The organism is Nocardia asiatica NBRC 100129, from assembly GCF_000308415.1.
GTDB lineage: Bacteria > Actinomycetota > Actinomycetes > Mycobacteriales > Mycobacteriaceae > Nocardia > Nocardia asiatica.
The window spans coordinates 30,688-49,928 of record NZ_BAFS01000250.1; the positions used below are offsets into that span (position 1 = coordinate 30,688).

General features: G+C 59.1%; 17 protein-coding genes. 9 read left to right on the plus strand and 8 right to left on the minus strand.

What is annotated here, in order from left to right; genetic code table 11:
- The first annotated feature begins 265 nt into the window (after positions 1–265).
- The gene (locus ON27_RS24455; RefSeq protein ID WP_043732468.1) at positions 266–1,165 is read left to right on the plus strand and encodes a hypothetical protein; all 900 of its coding nucleotides are present in this window, start codon (positions 266–268) and stop codon (positions 1,163–1,165) included.
- Between the two features lie 83 nt (positions 1,166–1,248).
- Here ON27_RS24455 and ON27_RS24460 read toward each other — a convergent pair whose 3' ends face one another.
- Both ON27_RS24460 and ON27_RS40050 read right to left on the minus strand, forming a co-directional pair.
- Positions 1,249–1,431, minus strand: coding sequence for a hypothetical protein (locus tag ON27_RS24460; RefSeq protein ID WP_043732471.1), 183 nt, complete (start codon positions 1,429–1,431; stop codon positions 1,249–1,251).
- Positions 1,432–1,560: 129 nt separating this feature from the next.
- On the minus strand, positions 1,561–2,361 hold the full coding sequence (locus tag ON27_RS40050; protein WP_051046960.1) for a helix-turn-helix domain-containing protein: 801 nt from the start codon (positions 2,359–2,361) through the stop codon (positions 1,561–1,563).
- A 157-nt stretch (positions 2,362–2,518) separates the two neighbouring features.
- On the opposite strand from ON27_RS40050, the gene ON27_RS24470 reads away from it, so the two are divergent.
- Positions 2,519–3,019 (plus strand): hypothetical protein, encoded by a 501-nt coding sequence (locus ON27_RS24470; protein WP_043732473.1) that lies wholly within the window; start codon positions 2,519–2,521, stop codon positions 3,017–3,019.
- A gap of 15 nt (positions 3,020–3,034) precedes the next feature.
- Here the strand turns inward: ON27_RS24470 and ON27_RS24475 are convergent, their stop codons facing one another.
- Entirely contained in the window at positions 3,035–6,238 is a 3,204-nt protein-coding gene (locus tag ON27_RS24475; protein WP_043732475.1) for an NACHT domain-containing protein, read from the minus strand.
- A 166-nt stretch (positions 6,239–6,404) separates the two neighbouring features.
- Here ON27_RS24475 and ON27_RS24480 point away from each other — a divergent pair, with 166 nt between their 5' ends.
- The 7 genes from ON27_RS24480 (at position 6,405) to trpS (ending at position 14,463) form a co-directional block, all read left to right on the plus strand.
- The gene (locus ON27_RS24480; protein WP_043732478.1) at positions 6,405–7,547 is read left to right on the plus strand and encodes a hypothetical protein; all 1,143 of its coding nucleotides are present in this window, start codon (positions 6,405–6,407) and stop codon (positions 7,545–7,547) included.
- Positions 7,548–7,914: 367 nt separating this feature from the next.
- On the plus strand, positions 7,915–8,781 hold the full coding sequence (locus tag ON27_RS41490; protein ID WP_218003034.1) for an ABC transporter substrate-binding protein: 867 nt from the start codon (positions 7,915–7,917) through the stop codon (positions 8,779–8,781).
- Between the two features lie 39 nt (positions 8,782–8,820).
- A complete protein-coding gene (locus ON27_RS24485; RefSeq protein ID WP_051046961.1) occupies positions 8,821–9,768 on the plus strand; it encodes an ABC transporter permease in 948 nt (315 codons plus the stop codon).
- Positions 9,761–10,612 (plus strand): ABC transporter ATP-binding protein, encoded by an 852-nt coding sequence (locus ON27_RS41495; protein WP_083887780.1) that lies wholly within the window; start codon positions 9,761–9,763, stop codon positions 10,610–10,612. Before ON27_RS24485 ends, ON27_RS41495 begins: the two co-directional genes overlap by 8 nt.
- 7 nt (positions 10,613–10,619) lie before the next feature.
- Complete coding sequence (locus ON27_RS43105; RefSeq protein WP_157227312.1) at positions 10,620–11,858, plus strand: FAD-dependent oxidoreductase; 1,239 nt, start codon at positions 10,620–10,622, stop codon at positions 11,856–11,858.
- Positions 11,859–11,907: 49 nt separating this feature from the next.
- On the plus strand, positions 11,908–13,278 hold the full coding sequence (gene hemW / locus ON27_RS24495; RefSeq protein WP_157227313.1) for a radical SAM family heme chaperone HemW: 1,371 nt from the start codon (positions 11,908–11,910) through the stop codon (positions 13,276–13,278).
- Positions 13,279–13,401: 123 nt separating this feature from the next.
- Positions 13,402–14,463: a tryptophan--tRNA ligase gene (gene trpS, locus ON27_RS41500; protein ID WP_083887781.1), complete on the plus strand. Its 1,062-nt coding sequence runs from the start codon at positions 13,402–13,404 to the stop codon at positions 14,461–14,463.
- Positions 14,464–14,523: 60 nt separating this feature from the next.
- On the opposite strand, the gene ON27_RS24500 is transcribed toward trpS, so the two are convergent.
- Genes ON27_RS24500 through ON27_RS24515 form a run of 5 tightly spaced genes read right to left on the minus strand, consistent with a single transcriptional unit; the run spans position 14,524 to position 19,237 of the window.
- On the minus strand, positions 14,524–15,273 hold the full coding sequence (locus ON27_RS24500) for a haloacid dehalogenase-like hydrolase (protein ID WP_043732486.1): 750 nt from the start codon (positions 15,271–15,273) through the stop codon (positions 14,524–14,526).
- A complete protein-coding gene (locus ON27_RS41505) occupies positions 15,270–16,022 on the minus strand; it encodes a PIG-L deacetylase family protein (protein ID WP_083887782.1) in 753 nt (250 codons plus the stop codon). The genes ON27_RS24500 and ON27_RS41505 overlap by 4 nt, the downstream gene beginning before the upstream one ends.
- Positions 16,019–17,080 (minus strand): GNAT family N-acetyltransferase, encoded by a 1,062-nt coding sequence (locus ON27_RS24505; protein WP_083887783.1) that lies wholly within the window; start codon positions 17,078–17,080, stop codon positions 16,019–16,021. The genes ON27_RS41505 and ON27_RS24505 overlap by 4 nt, the downstream gene beginning before the upstream one ends.
- 33 nt (positions 17,081–17,113) lie before the next feature.
- Complete coding sequence (locus ON27_RS24510; RefSeq protein ID WP_043732490.1) at positions 17,114–18,049, minus strand: hypothetical protein; 936 nt, start codon at positions 18,047–18,049, stop codon at positions 17,114–17,116.
- A gap of 27 nt (positions 18,050–18,076) precedes the next feature.
- A complete protein-coding gene (locus ON27_RS24515; protein WP_169334530.1) occupies positions 18,077–19,237 on the minus strand; it encodes a glycosyltransferase family 4 protein in 1,161 nt (386 codons plus the stop codon).
- Positions 19,238–19,241 lie beyond the last annotated feature (4 nt).

A 19,241-nucleotide genomic window follows, 5' to 3' on the forward strand; every position in this document is an offset into this window, starting at 1 on the left:
TGTGCTGATGGGATGCGAGCGGTCTACGTCACTGGTAGATGACGTTGTAGCCCCGGAAGAAACGTTAGAAATCCGCAGGTCAGAAAGCAGGCGTGCAAGGTGGCGCTGAAGTTGGTGGGAAAGTTGGTGGGTAGCTGCCGCACTCATGGCGCACTTCTCCAGGCGGGAACATGATGGCGTCATGACCCGCAGCTATCCTCGCTCTCAACTCCACAAAGCACTGGAGCAGTACGGCCGACGAGGGCGACGTCTATCGGAAGGCCGGATGCTGAGCGTTGACGTGGTGCTGCGCCAGCTTGGCGATGACACTCGGCTTTCCGACCCGCGGTACCGCGAGCAACTCGCGCGCAGGGTCGTCACTGTGTTGCGCTCGCTCATCACCGCAATTGCCGATCCGGTGGACCGGCGCATCGCTGAGACGGTGTTGGCCGCGACACCCGAGTTCCAAGACAAAACCGTCGAACAGCGCCGCGCCTTCGTTCGTGAGCACGACCTTGGGTTCACCGACGAGCAGTTCAAGACACGGCGAGCACGGGTGATTGGCGACCTTGCAGCCGAGCTTGCCGAGGCATTTCGTACGCAGCCCGCGACCCAGCGGATCTTCATCGGAGGCAACTACACCGACCCGATCTGGGACCGTGATGCCGCCGAACTCGGTGTCGCACTCGCGGAGCTGCCGGTCACGATCGTGTCCGGTTCTGCACTGCCCGGCCGTAGGATCGCCTACGCGATGGCGGATGCATTGGCAGCCAGGGGCATCTACGCGCCCACACGTGTCATGCTGTTTGCCCAAGCCAACGCCGATAAGCCCACTCAGGCCGACCGCCCGATCGGCACCCTGACGTACTTCGGCATCAATGCCATGGAGAAGCGGCGGGAGATGCTGCGTATCTCGCGTTTAGCCATCCTGTTCGGTGGCGCCAGAGGAACAGCGGAAGAGGCGGAACTGGCTGATATGCATGGGATCCCGGTTGTCCCACTGGCCTTCACCGGGGGAACGGCCAGGCAGTATTGGTTTGCTCATCGCGCCGAAACCGACGCCGTCATGCTCGGTGACAAGCCAGCAGATGCCCGTGCGTATGCCATGCTCAATCACGAAGTCCACAGCTTGGCGTTGCAGGCAGCAGTTCAACTGGTCCGGCAGGCACTTGCCCTGACTGTTTGACGAAGGATCGTACGTCCGCTCAGGCCAAGAGCGCCGGGGGTGGGCCCGGCGCTCTTGGCGTCGTACACCGGTAGGCAGGTGGCTTACACGGCCTCGGCCAGCCAATTCATCACGGCGCGCTCCACGTAGACGACCAGACGCTTCGCGCGATCCGATCCATCTGGAGCAACAGCTTGCCGCTGTTCGACCTTCTCCAGAATTTCAGTGCAGGCGACGATGACATGGTCGAGCGCTTCGTCGGCCAGCTGGCGGTTATGGTCCTTCACCGCTTTGCTCCTTCCAATTTGGATGGAGCGATGACATCGCCTGTTCCGCGGTGTTCTTCCTGGCCAGAACAGGTTTATTGGTTGAAGGGAGCCTGGGCTTGGCCCGGCGCAGCGGTCACCAGAGCCCAGCTACCGCGAGAAAATCTCGACGGCGGCCACTACAGCGCCCAGCGTGGCGATCCCGAGGTGCGCGGCGACCCACAGGTGCTCCAGCCGAATGCGGGCCAGCACCTTGTAGTTGCTCTCGTGCTGGCGCCGGTTAGCCGCCCAATCGTCTTCGAGGTACAGCTCAGGGTAGAGGTCATTGAGACGGCGCCGAAGCAGCTGCGCAGCATCCATGTGCATCTTGAACCGCTCGAAGTACTTGGCCGAGATCAGAGCACCGAAGAGTCCAAGCAAGCAGACGCCGAGGGCGACACATGCGCTGACGATACGGGTATCCCTTTGGACTGCAATGTAACTTAATCCGCCCACCGCGCTGATCACCACGATCAAGGTCATGATGGCGCGATGATTCTCGGACTGTCGGCCCTGCGTGCGCTGCTCCTGCCACATGCGCATCAGCACGTCGGCACCGGCCGATGATTGCCGGTCCTGCGGTCCGTCTGGGCGCTCAGGCTGCTGGTTATCCGGTCGCGCTACCGCGAGCAGCCCTAGGGAACCAGTTATCTCGTCCTGCACCCTTTCCCATTTGATGCGCCATGTGCCGACGTCTCCACCGCAGGCTTTGACGAACGCCTCGGTCGTCTCCCAGGTCGGCAGGTGGTCGCCGCCGGCCGCCTCCGAGAGCGCAGTCCGGGAACGACCGGTCATGCGTGCCATCTGCAGATACTTGGGACTGCCAGCTTGTTCACGCAGCCGCCGCAGGTCGGCTGCGAACGCCTGAACAGGACCTGCTGAAGGGTCAAGGGGGCGCTCCGGGCGCGGCATAGCACGGTCCTCCGGGGGCACGGCGATATGGTCCGTCGAATTCTAGCCCAGCAAAGAACTACTCACGGACTGCTGGAGCGGCAGTATACCTACCTGATGCGCAGATAACTATGGGAATATTGCATAAATCATTGAATTGTGGTTCAATTGCAAAGGAATGGAGTATTTATCGCCACACGCAGAAAGGTCGCAGCAGGAACTCGAAGCGCAAGCTTCGGAATTTGTGGACCGCGCCCAGTCGCTAATTGATGCGGCAGACGGCCTGCCCCGCCATCTTGATAGCATGACGAGTGAGCAGCGGGGTGTATTCATTGAGTTCAATCGGTTACACGATGAGGTGGAGTCGCTGCCACAGGCGGATACGGAATTATCCGCCAAAGTATACGCCCGGCTGACAGAGAGTGGATACGTCAGAGACAGGCGGTTCATTGTGTCGTACGTCGGCCAAATGCTGGCAGTAGACCAGGAAGGCGGACTCCGGTTACTCACCCGGCTGGCCGGCGACAGTGATCAATACGTCCAGCAGCAGGCATGGGACACCTTCAAGGGCGATATCATTGAGCGAGAAGGAACTGCTATAAGTGCGCGAGAAGCATTTCCTGTCGTGATGAGTTTTATCGATAGTTTCGATCTAATTCCTAAGAAAATTCGTCCGTAGTGATGATCTATCTCATCACCCGCCCGCAGTTGCTCGACTGAGTAGACGTGCCGTTGCCTCACTACAGAAGGGCTTCCAGGCTATCCGGCGATCATATGGCAAGGCCAGCAACAAGGCGCGGATTGCTGTCGTCCACGTGTGCACTACGGGCGCATTTGGTTCGCTGAGAGCGTTTAGCGCTCCTACGAGCGCCCCGAGTCGGACATCAGTCGCAGACTTATGAAACTGCAATGCTACTTCAAGTAGTGGGTGCCGATGCGCCTTTGCAGCAGCGACTATAGCGGAATATACAGCAGGATCACCTTCTGCTGCATAGCATAAACCGAGCGCTAGGCTTCCGACCCCATCTGCGTCGAGCTGGTCAGTTTGTATGAGGTTCGCGGCGAATGATATGAGCTGGGGGCCACCTATGATCAGACAGTCTCCAATGTATCGAGCATCGAGACGCCCCCTGAGCGCCAGTTGGGTCAGCGCGCCCAGGGCATCAATTACCGGTTGTTTGAACAGTTGAGGATCATCGCGCACCGCAGCCAGTGCTTTGGCGAGCATAGGGCTCGCTGGGTTCAAATTGGCCGCCAGCCATTCAAGGTCATCTGTCGGTTCTGGGCGTTCTCTTTGTCTTGCGGCCACTGCCCGTTGCAAAGCTGACTCAATCCACGGCACGGTTGCCGCGATAACCTCTAGCAACGCCATAATCTGGCGTTTCATACCCAGATCCGGATCGTCCCGCAAAAGCCGAAGCAGTGTGCCGAAGCCTTCGCGGTCGAGATCGTTGCGATACCACACGCCGACACCGTGCGCTGCCGTTCGTCTGATACGGGGGTCATCGTCGCCGAGCAGTTTGCCGAATACCTGTCTCGCGGTGGGGCTCCTGGTCCATGCCAGGGCCTCGCACAGCTGATGGGAGTCCGGAGCAGCACGGTATCGTTGTGCGAGGAGATCGACCGACTCATTGTCGAGTTCACTCATGACGGGTGCGTCTTCTGCATGAAGCGGCAGCTCAGCGACAACTCGCCGACGCATCGCTTCGACGGCGCCCGACGGATCGACCGTGAACAGCGCGGCAGCGGCACCTGCCGCAGTAGGGGAGTTCTGGATTAGCTCTGTGAGTTTCGACCGGCCGGGTTCGCCACTCCAGGCGATCGCAGTCCACGCGCCGTGGCTGGGTCCGACCTCTTCGATACGCTGGAGAAGCAGATCGACGATCTCTTTCGGATTCGCCTCAGGAACCAGCGCCAGCACACGCCCGAGGTGGGGGGCGGAAATGATGCCCACCTCGTGAAGTCGCCAGATCCGGCGGATCACCGCATTCCGAGCATCTGGGTCTGGTGGAAGCCCTCCGGCTGCAGCTGCATACACAGTGGCGAACCAACCAAGCCCATCGTCGTCGCTGAGAGCGTGGCGGCGCAGCACAGTGCTGACAGCGCCCTGGCTCCCGGTTGTCACTTCCAGACCGATGGCGAAGTCCAGAACGTTAGCCCATGCCGGATGGAACCAGCTCCGGTCACGCAGCACAGAGTCGACGGCGTCGGTCGACAGCGTGGTGAGTCTGGTTGCCGCCAAGTACTCGGCGACGCTCCTGTGTATCCACATGACCGGTGCGTCGCCGAGGGCGTCACCGTTGAATGCACCCGGCTGGGTGAGAATGCCGAGCTGACGGATTGGCTCCCAGCTGTAGCTGCGACCCTGTTGCGGTACCGGTCCGGATCCAGCGAGAACCCTGTCGCAATCTGCAACCTCAACAGCGTCGTGCCAGTTGTCGCTGCTGTTGGCCATTTCCCAAGCGAGATCAGCAAGGCTAGCCAGATGTGCATTGCGGCGGGCCCGATCTTGTCGGTGGCTGCCCTCCAGGTGCGGTGAATCGGCCTTCCACGCTAGCTGAAGGAATCGGTCAACCACTTGGCCGTACAACCCGGCCCGAGTCGGAGCGACGGTGTCGGTCTCGGCCACCCAGGCACAAAATGCGGCGATGAGCGGGACCTGGACAAACCGTCGCAGTGGTGATTCCGGCGCAATCGCGGGCTCCAGCCGTTTCGTCGGAACCTCCTCTCCGCGTGCATCAAACCACGACGACCACAGGTGCCGAACCTGTGGCTCGTCGAGTAGACCCAGCGTCATGTACTGCGGTGTCGGGTGATTCGTACGGGGGTCGAACGGATCTTCGTAGCCCGCCCGCCGTGACGTGACGAGCAGGCGAACGTGGCTAGCGGTCTTGCCGTGCAGCCACCGCAGCGCTTGTCCGAAGGCGGCACGCTGCCCATCGTCGAATATCTCGTCGTAGGCGTCGACCAATATGTGGAGAGGTTCGGCCTGCTCGAAGCGACCGAGCAGGAGTTGACGCATAGCCGGTGAGACGGTTACACCTGCTGATGTAAGCCCAGCGCTCGCTGCCGCAATGACCGCTTGCTCGCCACCCACGGCGATCCGCCACTGTCGTGCAAGATCAGCGGCGTGCACCACGATCGGGATGACGATGTCTTTTGGTTCATCACCTCGCTCGAATGCCTCATTGGCGCCGTGACAGAGTGTCAGCGCATGGTGTCTTAACAACCAAGTCTTGCCGAAGCCTGCGTCCGCCAACACGATCGCGACCGGCACTTCGGTGATCGCCTGCCGCCACCCAACGTCCCCTGCCAAGTCAGGCGAAGCATCGTCGTAGGCGGCGAACGCGTCGTGTTCGGTTGGTGGCCTCTTGTTGATAGAGACCGAGCGCAGTTCGAAGCCGTTCGAAATATCTACAAACGGTAGCCATCTCGCCGTGACGGACAGCGCACCCTGGAGCTCCGACAGGTAGCGCGGAAGAGGGGCTTCATACAGGCCCCGATCCCCCTCGACCAACATCGACTCGCGCCGCTCGAGCTTCTGCGCCTTTTTTGCCTCTTTAAGCCTCGCCGCCGCGTCCATCAGGAGTTGCCGGTAGCCCGTGAGTCCGAAATCGACCCTCAATGCGGTTTCACCAGCACCGATCGGAGGATTCATACCGAGGTCATCAATCTTCCGGCATGTGTTGAAGGTTGGAGCCTTCCAGGCTGACTTGTCGCCGTCCGAGCCGACCTTGCGGATCGTCGAGCTGCCCAGGCCCGTGTGGTTGGCGATTTCCCCGGACGTGTAGTGCTCCAACAGTTGCTCGTAGGCGTTGAAGGTTGCATTTTTCAGCTCGCGGAAGCGCCGATCGTAGTGCGCTTCGGCCTGCTCCAACTCATCGTCTGCCGACCCCACCGATGTCGCCTCGATTCTGCCCTGTAGAAGATGCCGCGGCCATGGTGGCACAACCGCCGTCAATGCCGCGGACGAACGACGATGGCCGAGCAGAAACCCGTTCTGGCCAGGCGGAACAGCACGGAACACGCTGTGACATCGCTCCATCCAAATCGGAAGGAGCATCATGCACAGCGCCAGCCAGACGGCAGTGGGCCGAATCAAGCTGTGGCCGTATGCGACACACGTCGCCGCTGGGGGCATCGACCACACCCAGTTCGATCTCGACCGCCTGACCTTCGACATATTCGCGGCGTCGTTCCGCATCGACACGCCAGAAAAGGCCCAGGCACTCCTCGACTCGTACCAGTGGGCCAAGACCTACCTGGCGCCGTTCGTCGTCAAGCTCGTCATCGACATGGCACCCGCATTGCTCAACGCCGTGGCCAGGAACCCGCGGGCAAAGATCGTCTTCCTCGGCAGAGACGGCTTCGTGTTCGGCTACGCCCTCAGCATCCTGCTGCCGAAGTTCTACGCCGCCCACTGCACGACAATGTACCTGTCGAGGTCCTTGGTGAACGCCGCACTGCGGGAACTTGAGGAGTACGAGGGCAAGTCGTTCGCGGGCATCAGAGAATTCCGCAAACGCGCTGCGGCCGAGAGTGATCCGCGCGGGGCCTGGCGAAGGCTCACCGCATACTTCATCGACCAAGGGATTGACATCGGGGCGGAAGGGTCCGAGATCCACGTCGTCGACACCGGGCTGAAGGGCAGCATCCAGGAGATGCTGGCAGCGGCATACCCACAGACGAGGTTTTTCGGACACTACGCGTTTTACGCGGAATCACCGGCCGATCCGCATCCGCGCAGCAAGAAGGGGTATGCCCTTCATCTTGATGTTGAGCATGGCAGCGACGGCAATGCAATCCGCGACGGCCTGCCCACCGATCCTGGACAGACATTCCTACACCATCAGGCTATCGTCGCCGTAGAGGGCGCGGTCCAAGGCAGCCATCTCAGTCCGTCAAGCTACGGACTGAATGGCAAACCTCTTCTGACACGGCAGCGACACGATGCAAGCAATCTGAGCGGGGCACGCCTGAGCCTTGTTGACATCCAACCCGCAGACCCACAATTACGAGAGGGGATCCGCAGCATAACTGTCGTTGGGATTTGCCAGCATGCCAGAACGCTGCTCTTACACGCGTCCGCGGCAGGACCAAGTTGGATTACGGGCGCACAGACCAGCAGATGGTACGTCGACCTTATTCATCGAACGGACGAACTCCGCAATCAAATGTGGACACATATGAACTGCTGTGAAGCATAGATCAGTCAAACCGCAAGAATGGACCCGCCTGTTTACCCTGGCCGCTGCAGAGACCCAACTGACGGCCAGGGAGTCTGACGCGGGCGACACGCACGGACATGCCCCCGCAAGCTATCGACAGTGAGTAGCACCGGCGTGCGTTGACCGTCGCCGGTGCCCATAGACCGCCGACGACAGCGGACAACCTCTGCCCGACGTACAACTAGTCCATTCGTGTAAGGAGGACGCTGTGCGGCAAAGGTTCCGATCGCCTTTAATATTTATCGCGTTAGCAGTACTTTCTGGGGCTACCGCCTGCACCAGAGCGGAAAACATGGAGCCGCAATCATCAGGCGCCGCTTCTGCAAATCCATGCAGGAACATCGCGGTGTTTCAGATTGCAGACGCGAAGGTAATCACCGAGGCGGTAGACGGAACCAAAGCCGGTCTGTTCGAAACAGCCGGGCTCGACCCAGACCGGGTAAGTTTCCGCACCGTAAGCGCCCAGGGCGATGCGGGGAACGTTGAAAGTATCGCCAAGTCTCTCAGCACTAGTGATGCGGATATATTCTTTGTCGTAGGCACATCCGCCACCATTGCACTCGGTCATCTTGAGAAGCGGCGTCCCATCATAACAATTGGAATGGCCGACCCCGTAGCCGCCAAAATTGCAACCACGCTAGACGCGCCGGGTAGAAATATTACCGGCAGTACCGACTACGTCGGACCCGGTGTGCAACTAGACGAGATACTCAAGGTCGCACCGAGGCCCAAAACGATAGGTACGATATTCGATCCCTCCCAACCCAATGCGGTGAAGTGGGTGCGGGAGTTCGAGTCTGCAGCCAATGTCAACAACATTGCGTTCATTCAACGTCCCGCCACTGGTACGGGCGATATAGGGATAGCCGCTCGATCCTTGGTCGGCAAGGTAGATGCGTTGATCATCGGAAATGACGCGAATACACTCGCCGGTGTCACGTCTATTGCTTCAACCGCCATGCAGTCCAAGATCCCCCTCTATCTCGACGGCGGGGACATCTCGACGCCGGGTGTATTCGCCACCGTCGGGCCGAAACACTACGATGTGGGCAAACTAGCTGGCCGAAACGCGGGCCTGGTCTGCAGAGGGGCGAATCCGGCATCTATACCTTTCGGAAGGCCGCCGAATGTCGTTTGGGGAATAAACGCAGAGACCATGAAGGTTCTCGGCCTCACGGTCCCGCCCGAAATTATTCAAGCCGCAACCAGGTGATCTAGTGGTCATCGGAATCTCCGCAAGGATCAGAACACAGTGCAGATAATAATCGATGCGGTCGTAACAGGGCTGCCGCTGATCCTATCGTCGATGGGGATATACCTGGTATTTGTGATGCGAAGAGACTTCGACCTGACCGTCGAAGCGAGCTTCACACTAGGCGGCGCTACAACCGCGGTTCTCATCGCGGGCGGCATGCCAGTCCCCCTCGCAATGCTCATCGCTGCAGCGGTGGCAGGACTGATGGGCGCTTTGACAGCCGCGCTGCACGTCACTCTTCAGATACCAATTATCCTCGCTGGACTCACGGTGTCGATCGGCTTTTACACTCTCAACCTGCGCATCCTTGGTAGCCCAACGGTATCCCTCGCCGGTTCAAACACTATTTTTACCTATACCCAAGCGACAGCACCGCGGGCGTCGGACCTGCTCACCATTGCCCTCTTGGCGCCAGCCACGGTTACTGTCCTTGCGGTTCTAGCAGTCTTTCTCAAAACCGACCTCGGCCTTGCGCTGAGAAGCTCTGGGACCAATCCCCTGATGGCACGGAGCTATGGTGTCAACCAGACGCTCGCTACGGTTCTCTCATTGGTCATCGCAAACGTTCTGGTCGGCCTCAGCGGCTCTGTTGTGGTCCAGAGCCAAGGGTTCGCCGATATTAATATGGGAAATGGGACGTTACTCGCAGGCATTGGCGCGATCCTTTTGGGCGAAGTTATCATCCGACGACCCGGGCCGAGCGTCCTGCGCGCCATTCTCGCGGTGCTAATCGGCACGATCATCTACCGGTTGATTATCAGCTCAGCACTAGCCATGGGACTCCGCGCGTCCGATTTGAAGGCTGTTACAGCACTGACCTTGATCGCCGTCTTCAGCACACGCGCCGCGGCCGGCGCTCTATTGAAACAGCATTCGATACGGAGTTATCGCCGATCCCGGGCCAATCTGCGTCGCTTGCCGGACAAGGAACACAGTAATGCTTGAGCTTGATGAAATCTCAGTGGTTCACAATCTCGGCGAGGCCAACCAGTCGACCGCCCTTAGCGATGTCACACTTACTATTCCTGAAAACCAGTTCGTCACCGTCGTAGGTTCGAACGGGGCGGGCAAGAGTTCGCTTGTGAAAGTAATTGCGGGGTCGGTGCAACCAGCAACCGGGACCGTCAAGATTCACGGCACTGACGTAACCAGTCAACCAGATTATCGGCGGGCTGGAATGGTGGCACATGTTTTCGACAACCCAGAGAACGGGACCATCTCGGAACTCAGCATCGAAGAGAACATGGCGCTTGCAATCCGTCGAGGAGGACACCGCGGTCTCCGGCGAGCAGTAACGTCCGCAAGGCGCGCAACAATGCGTGAGGCACTGTCTACATTGGGTCTCGGGCTGGAGAACCGTCTTGCAGACCGTGCGGGGCTCCTTTCGGCCGGCCAACGACAAAGCCTCACGATGGTGATGGCGACACTATCCCAGCCCACGGTACTTCTCTTGGACGAGCATGTTGCGGCCCTTGACCCAAGGACGCAGAGCCGTGTCCTCGACCTCACCCAAGCAATCGCCAGTCGGCTCGAATGTTCAACGCTCATGGTGACACACAATATGAAGCATGCGTTAGAGATTGGCGACAGAATGCTCATACTTGCTGACGGACGAATTCTCGGTGACTACACCTCTGATCAAAAGGCTTCGATCTCCGCCGAAGCGCTCTCTCAGAATATTGAGACACTCAGCGCTACCGAGACCGCCTCTCAGCGACAGTCTTCTCAAGAAGATTCACGGGAGCCTACCCCAGCAGAGCAGCGCAACACACCGATGCGGACCCGGTGAACATACGATGTCGGTTGTAATTGCAGGCGGAGGTATCGGCGGCCTTGCAGTCGCTCTTGGGATGTTGGACTCCGGAATAGTCAGCGGGTCCAATCTAGTGATAGTTGACTCCACGCCCACAGGTAACCGCATACACACGTACACGGACCCGAATGGAATAGTCTGTGAGCTAGGTGCTGGGCGATTCAACCCGTATTTGCATCCTGCATTGCACGCGCTAATCGAGCGCTTCAACATTCACACGTCACCATACCGCTATGCGGTTCAACACCGGGCGGGATTCGACGATCTACATAAGTTCGCGGACCTGGATTTCTCGGAGATGAAACTGGATAATAGTTTTTACTCTGGTTTGGTTCAATGTTTGGGAATGGGAGATGCCGACAGATTTTGTTCGCTCACCGGCTACGAGGCGCTTCGCGATCACCGGTTGCCGGCGGCAGCCGGAATAGAGATTGTCGACACTCATCCAGAGGTGTTTCGAGCACACTCCTTCCAACATGATTGGCGCCGAGCGACATCAGGTTTCGAACAGCTCACGTCTGAGGTACGCCGATACCTGATAGGTGCAGGGGTGACAATTCTCGAACCCGCCAAACTCGTTGCAGTGTTCGCCGGTAGAGGACACCTCGAACTTGAGCTCCTTACTCATCGCGGGAGTCGGCGTCACGCGGCAGCGGATCGTCTCGTTTTGGCAATGCCGCCCGCCGACATGCTGCCGATTCACCTTCCGCTACACCCTGACGCGTTCGACTGGCTCGGTTACGTCGTCAATGTCCCACTGTTCAAAGGATTCTTCATTTATGACACATGTTGGTGGAATGACCGCTCCTTGGACGACGCTTGCGTCATAGCCAACAATCAACTGCAGAAGATCTATTTTGACGCTAGGAGGCGGACGGTGTTCTTCTACTGCGATAGCCAGAACAGCGACTATTGGAACACGCTTCGTGGACGTGGCGAGTCGATATTTCTAGAGACCGTATTCAACGGGATCGAAGAGGCTGTCGGGTATCGACTTCGGGGACTTAGAGAACCGCGGGAGACCGTCTTCCAGTATTGGCCTGCCGGAGTATCCTACCTTCAGCAAGGGGCGCCCATAGACCTCGACGTTTGCACGTTTGTCGCGGAGAACATAGTCCTAAGTTCCGACACCTTCTCCAAAACTCCCGGCTGGATAGAGGGCGCGCTTACCAGCGCGCAAGCCGCCGTATCAACCACGGGGGACGATTTGGCATCAAAATAGTTTGACAGTACGCACAGACGATTCGTATCCCCTATCCTTAGGAGTCCTTGTGGCTAAGGTAACTTTCAAGCACCGCGAGCCGATTGGCTCAAGTACATACCCAATGCCGGATGGGCCTGTTGACTCGACACGCTGCACGAAGGTCCTCTCGACAAGTGCAGTAGCCCCTCAGTCCACGGTCTACGTCCACATCCCGTTCTGCGATCAAATTTGCTCCTTCTGCGGGTTCAACAAGTTTGTGAGCGGTGAAGAAGTCAAGGACGCCTACGTGCACGCCCTCGTAAACGAGATCCGGCAGTATGCCCGCACCGCTTGGACGACTTCTTTGGACATCAAGGCGGTTTACCTCGGCGGCGGGACACCCAACAGCCTGAATGCCGAACAGCTTGCGCTCATTCTGGCTACCCTTCATGCGGAGCTTCCGTTGTCGGAAGATTGCGAAATTACGTGCGAAGGTACCCCGATGAACTTCACACCGGATCGAGTCGATGCACTTCGTCAGCACGGAGTCGAGCGGGTTAGTGCAGGCATCCAGACGTTCGACCGGAAGATACGTACTGAGCACTTGCATATGCGAGAAGGGAAGGACGAGTTGCTGGCCTACATAGAACAGATCGCATCCTCGTTCGGAAACTTCAATCTGGACCTTATCTTCAATCTCCCTAACCAATCTGACAGTATATGGGCGGACGATCTGTCCACAGCTCTTTCAACGCCCGCTACTCACTTGACAATCTATCCGCTCGTGCTTCTCGAAAATACGATCTTCTATACCGACTTCGTTAAGAGGGAAAAGTATCTGCCTCCCGAGGAGAAGCGCGAAATTTCTCTATTCGAATGGACTGAAACGCAGGTTGCAAGTACTCCATTCGGCATAGGCCGATATACTGTTCGGGACTGGGCTCACCCAGGTAAAGCGTGTCGCTATATTGATCTGAACGCGCGGTGCGGTCACGTACTAGCGTTCGGCGCTGGAGCGCATGGATTTGTCGCGGGGTACACCTATCGCAACGTGAAGAATGTTGCAAAGTATGTGAGTCTGGCCGGGCAAGGAACGCTGCCGCTCGATGCGCAGCGCTACTGCACGCGCGACGATCTGAGGCGTCGATTCATGGTGATGGGACTGAGGTTGCTCGACCTTGACCTCTGCACTTTCGACGAAAGATTCCAGGAAGGCTGGAGGAACGTGTTTGGGCGACGCATCGACGACCTGATTGAAAGCGGGTATATCACCGTCGAAGGATCCGTCGTTCGGTACACGGATGTAGGGCTGACTTGGGCTAACAATGTGCGATCTTATTTTGAGGATTCGGCGGGCCATGTGGTGGGCTACTCGGACACTCCGAGTATTGGTGAGACTGGAAAGGATCACTATAGTAAGATCTCGCGTGTCAAGGCAAGCGATGCCGAAACAGCCTGATTTGCTAGTAGTGAAGATTCGGCCCAGGGGCCCGCTCCACACATAGTCCGTATTTCCATTGCGACATTAAAGAATTCTGTTAATATATAAATACATGTCAACAACAGAAGGAGATGCCCGTCGATGTCAGCTGACTCGTATCAGACAGCGCTCAAGCGTAGCGCAGCGATTGAACAGGAAGTATTGGAATTTCCCGGTCGTTTTCGAGTGCTGACAGGTGATAGGCCGACGGGCAAGCTCCACATTGGGCACTACTTCGGCACTCTTCAAAATAGGGTCCGCCTACAGGATCTCGGCGTCGCACTCTTCGTGCTGATCGCTGATTATCAGGTTATTACCGATCGAGATGTGAGCAATGACGTCTCGCGAAACGTCCCTGAGATCGTGCTGGATTACCTGGCAGCAGGTGTTGATCCGAATGTCTCGAGCATCTTCACGCATAGCGCTATCCCTGAGCTCAATCAGCTCGTGCTTCCTTTTCTGAGCTTAGTCACGGTCGGTGAACTGGAACGAAACCCGACAGTTAAGGACGAGATTCGACTGAGCAATCGGCCTGCAGTGAGCGGGATGATGTTTACTTACCCCGTCCATCAAGCCGCAGACATTCTTTTCATGCATGCCAATCTTGTCCCTGTCGGCAAGGATCAGCTGCCACATTTGGAAGTCGCCCGTACGGTTGCACGGCGGTTCAATGAGCGGTATTCGCCGGGCGACCCTTATTTTCCAATGCCCGAGGCTCTTTTGAGTAAGAGTCCCGGATTGCTGGGCACGGACGGGCGGAAGATGAGCAAGAGCCTGAATAACGCGATCTGCATTTCCTCGTCACCTGACGAGACATCGGCGCTGATTCGCAAGACTGTGACAGACGCCGAGCGGGAGATAACCTATGATCCCTCGACGCGGCCAGCAGTTGCAAATCTGCTGACATTGGCTGGACTGTGCCAAGATCGCACTCCCGACGACATAGCACGCGAGATCGGCAGCAAGGGCGCTGGCGAATTGAAGCGTGTTGCCACGGAGAGCGTCAATGAGTACTTTGCACCTATCCGCGCTCGACGACGTGAACTCGAAAAAGATCCCGAAGCAGTGCGCAAGGCACTCCGGAATGGTAACGAAAAGGCTCGCGAGATAGCGGCAGCGACCTTGTCTCGTGTGCAAGATCTGATGGGGATGCGGTACTACTAACCAGCAATATCAGGGTTCAACTTGTTCCCGGACCGAGGTCGGTAGGTGGAGCGGCGGCCACTAGTTCATCATTGCTGTTGGTCCCGGTAGTAGGCTGAAGATCAGATTCTTGACTTGCTGACTATCCGACAGGTCAGGGATAACAATATCTGCTCCGGCAGCGCGGAGTTCATCGAGTGTGCTCGCGCCCGTCGCCACCCCAATTGCCATCGCGCCGGACTCCGTCGCTGCTTTGACGTCGTGAGGGGTATCGCCAATCAGGACAGTATCGCCTGGTTCGAATGAAACACCGGATGCCCTCGCGCGACGTAGGGCGACGGAAACCAGATTTGCCCTATTCTCGTGATCATCGCCGTATGCACCCACGTCAAGGTCGAGATGGCGATCCAGGCGGAACGCCTCAAGTTTAATTCTCGCGAGGCTGCGAACGTTTCCGGTCAGTACGCTTTGGTGGATGCGTGGGTCGGCCGCCAACAGTCGCAGTGTCGCCTCTGCCCCGGGCAGCGCTCGTCCAAGGGTCGCGAACTCGGCCTTCGCCAACTCAAACTCTCGCTCGAGCGCGGCTACGAGCCCCCTGATCGCTTCGCCGTGCGGCTCAATCCCGTTGATTCGCAGCATTTCCGCGGATATCGCGAATTCAGTTCGTCCCGCGATAATTGAATAGTTCTCAAGTTCGTTTCCAGTGGCTGCTCTGAATGCGCGGCGATAGATCGTACGACCGAAGCCCCGGGACTCGATCAGGGTGTGGTCAATATCCCACAGGACAAGCACTCGGGGAGACGTCTCAGTAGGCGGCAATGCGGCGCTCATCGGCTTGGTTCTGTCCGCAATTTCATTGCCTCCCATATACGCTCGGCGCGCAAGGCCATTGATATATTATCTTCATCGACCGCGAACCCGAGCATCTTGAGTTGAGATGAGTAGGACGCGACGGCGGTTCGCTTCAGTGCCCATAGATCATCCGGGAGCGTGACTTCTCTGACGGACAATCCGCTGGTCCCAACATCTCGCCATGCCCGGGCGCCTTGCTGGCTCTCATAGAGCGATTCCTCGTACCACAGTGTGGACGTGGGTTGAAGCTCATCGACTATTGCTTCGCCGATCAGACGTGCCAACCGGTGGTCGACGTGCCCGCCGACCGCGAGCGGCAGGACAATGCTCTCTACGTCCGGTACAGCTTCGAGGATCATGCCGACGGCCCGGTCGACTACGAAACCTTCACCGCGAGGTGCTCCGAATAGCGCGTCGCGGGTTGGATAGCGGTGAGCGGCGCCGTTCAGCCGGTAGATAGCGTCCGGTATGTCGAGCCACACTGGCATAGCCCCGAGTACCGACATAGCCCGGGCGTCTTCATGCCGGCGGCGCTCGACAGCGTCATCGCCCAGGCCACAATCCTGATGGAATTCCGTGGCTTGCGGACTCAGCGGCCCTAACGGGGCTCCGGCGAAAATCGTCACAGTGACGACCGGCGACGTACCTGCTTGGCAGGATCGAGCAATCAGACCGCCAGCGCAGAGGACAGCGTCGTCAAGATGTGGCGAGAGGACAAGCGTAGTCACGACAGCGACCGGCCAATCTGTCGGGCGAGCCGGTTTAGCAAGCGCAGAGGGCGATCGGGATGGGCGAAGCTCACGTCGGCGGTCGTTTCTGCGACAGCACCCAACGTGAACTTGTAGTCCTCATCACCGCGGCCGTACCCCACGGAGGAGACACCGCGAGACGCGGCGAGTTCGATGACGAACATATCCAGGCCCAGGCCCGGACTGACAGAGGTGCCGAGTCGGGTGTCCGTTGCCTTAAGCGCTACCAAAACGGTGTCGTTAGACCAGAACAGCACCGAAGAGGAGAGCAGGCGGTCGCCTGAGACCATTTCCACGACGGATACAAATGTGGTGGGCGCTAGGGCAGTGGCGAAGGTACCGAGCAACTGGCAATGCTGGTTGCCTCGCGCCGCCGGTGGCAATGTCTTGAACCCACTCCGCTGCCACCAGCTCTGCAACCGAAGGCTTTCGAAGCGGCGTATGGCAGCAGTGATATCCGCCGACGCACACACCTCGCGGCATTCGGCGCCGTGCCGCATCTCGAGACGATCCAGGTTGCCTTGCAGCCGTCGTAACCGCTTGGGTGGAAGCGCCTTCCGCCAATCTTCGATCGACGATATATCGATCCTCGGGCATACTTCGGTCGCCGTGATCTGTGCACAAAGCCGACGCTGCGCTGCGACATCGACAAGACCGCTAGCGAGGTCGAGAGGGAGTCCGATGAGCTCGACTTCGTCCCACTCCGCCGAATACTCCGCGAGCCAATCTAAAAGAGTGGGTACGACATTCGTGGAGCTGTCCACCAGCGGCGCACCGAAGTCGACCAACGGCATGCCGAGCGTTGCCCACACCCTCCCAGCCGCCGCGCGGGCCATCAGCGGTAGGACACCGATCAGACAGCCGCTTGGGTCGCGTTCGACCACGATCCGAAGCTCATCGTGATCGAACGCGTGCGCCCAGCTAAGGCACCATGCCGGGTGGTTAAACGGGTTCTGGCTCCGACATGCGGCGTGCAGGTCGCTCCACTCCTCCGCCAGGGCTCGCAGTGCCACAGGAGTTCGTGCGATCGTCAGCATGGCGAGCTTCCACGCATCAGTTCATCCTCATTGCTACACGCGCGAAAAACCGGTGGACGCAGTCGTCTCGATAGGCCACTTCGTCCTGTCGAAGCCATGTTGGTAGAGGAAGCCGACTGCCAATCGGTTCAGGCCCACGCCGCAGCAGCCGCTTGCCAGGTCCGGAACGTCGCTGCTGATGGCGAACCCTTCTAGGTGGTGAAAGCCTTCAACGGTACAGCCCGAGATCTCCTCAAAGTCGCCCGGATGGGGAACGTCCGGCGATTGGCCGTCCTCCCGCACTGGCGTGCGCAGCGGGATTTCGATGTCGATGACCGGCACTTCGTCGATGGAGGTCGCTTGTTCCAGCGCGTCACGAACGACGGGGATGTCCATGCAGCCTTCGCCAGCGACGAGCTGGACCGACAGGCCGAGCTCGCGCAGAAATGCCACCACCGAGTCGAGAACTTCGCGCCGGAATTTGAAGGCTTGGTCCAGCGGTGCCATCCACACGTGTTCGACGCGCAGGAACTCGCGCGACCGGATTGGCCCGTCGAGCTTTTCCAGCTCTTCATTGCGCCAGGTCCAACCGCCCATCGTTTCGGTGATCTTCAGCGGCAGGAGGGACGGATCAACTCGGGTGCCAGACAGCAAGTGGTACAGCGGCAGGCACTGCACGGGATCCAGAATTTCCTGCCCATCCTCCACGGTAACGAGAAGCTCCGGTGCGAACTGCGTGAGCTGGAAGTTGTCGACGGCCTTCTTCGGAATCAGCCGCGGGAACAACCACTCCTCGAAGCCCAGCCGCGCAGCTCGTTCCAACAATGATCGCTGGAAGAAGCGGATCAGGCTGGCCCACTCTGGGCCGTACACATACTGGCCCGGAGCGAAGGAGCGAATCCACTGCCGGTCGATCGCCTCCTGTACTACGTCGCCGCCGACTGGCTTCTCCTCGGCCATGATCCGATCGAGGATGGTGAACAGTTCCATACCCGCACCTCCGTTGCAGTTCGCTTACTACTTGCTTTTCCGCACCCAGGTCTGATGCCTCACCGATCCGCGACCGACCACTGCGCTGTATACGTCATCAACTGCAGCCGCCATGTGGTCCGCATCGAATTGGTCGATCACGGTCTCGCGGGCCAACTTGCCGATTGCACGCCCACGATCAGGATTGTCGAGGAGCTGAAGTACTTCCGCGGCGATCGGATCGGGTGCTCCCGCCGGCACCAACACCCCAGTCTCGTTATGCCGGATGAGCAGATCCATGCCGCCGACCCTGGTCGCCACGACCGGCCGGGCTTGCGCCATTGCTTCGAGCACCACGCGGCTCGTGGTCTCAACGTCGGATGGCTGAACTACCACGTCGCAGGCGCGTAGTAGCGTTTCCGGCTGTTCGACGACGCCGACCATATGCAGCTGGTCGGATAGCCCGAGCGCGGTAGCCTGCCGCTGAAGGGGTTCCCGCAAGGGGCCGCCGCCCGCCAGGACGAACTGCACGTCCGGGCGTTGGCGGGCGATCAGTGCACAGGCATCAAGGAATCGGTCGTGGCGCTTCTCGGTCGACAGCCGCCCCATTGCGCCGACCAGCGGCACCGCAGCCGGTATGCCGAGCCGTTCGCGCATGCCGGTGCCGTCCTGCAAGGGCAGGATCGGCACGCCGTTCGGAATCATCGCGAATGTTCTTGCGCGCGAGGCAAATTCGAGCGCAGCCGGGATCAGCTCCTCGCTGACGACGATAACCCCGGCTGCCAATCGGTTTGCGGCCCGATCGGCGGCGCTCATGAGTCGCAGCTTGGTAGTTGTCTCGATCCACCCATGGCAGGTCACAACGAGGGGAGGCCGCCGACGAATCGACGCCAGTGCGGCGACTGTCCACCAGGTGGCGTCATAGCCGTGCGCGTGGACAATGTCGATGCGTCGATCAACAATGACCTGGCGCAGCCCACCAAGCAAAGCCCGCTTGCCTTGGCCAGCCACCGAGACGCATTCCACTCCGGCGGCGCGGACCCGAGCGGCGAACGGTGGTGACAATGTCTCGAACACGATTGGCTTCGTGTGGCCGCGCCGTTGCTGGGCAGCAGCAAGATCCCGCACGTGCATATCGGCGCCTCCGACCGATCCCGGGGGTTCGGGCACTATGACATGCAGGCTATTGAGCGGTTCGCCGGTGCCCACTGTC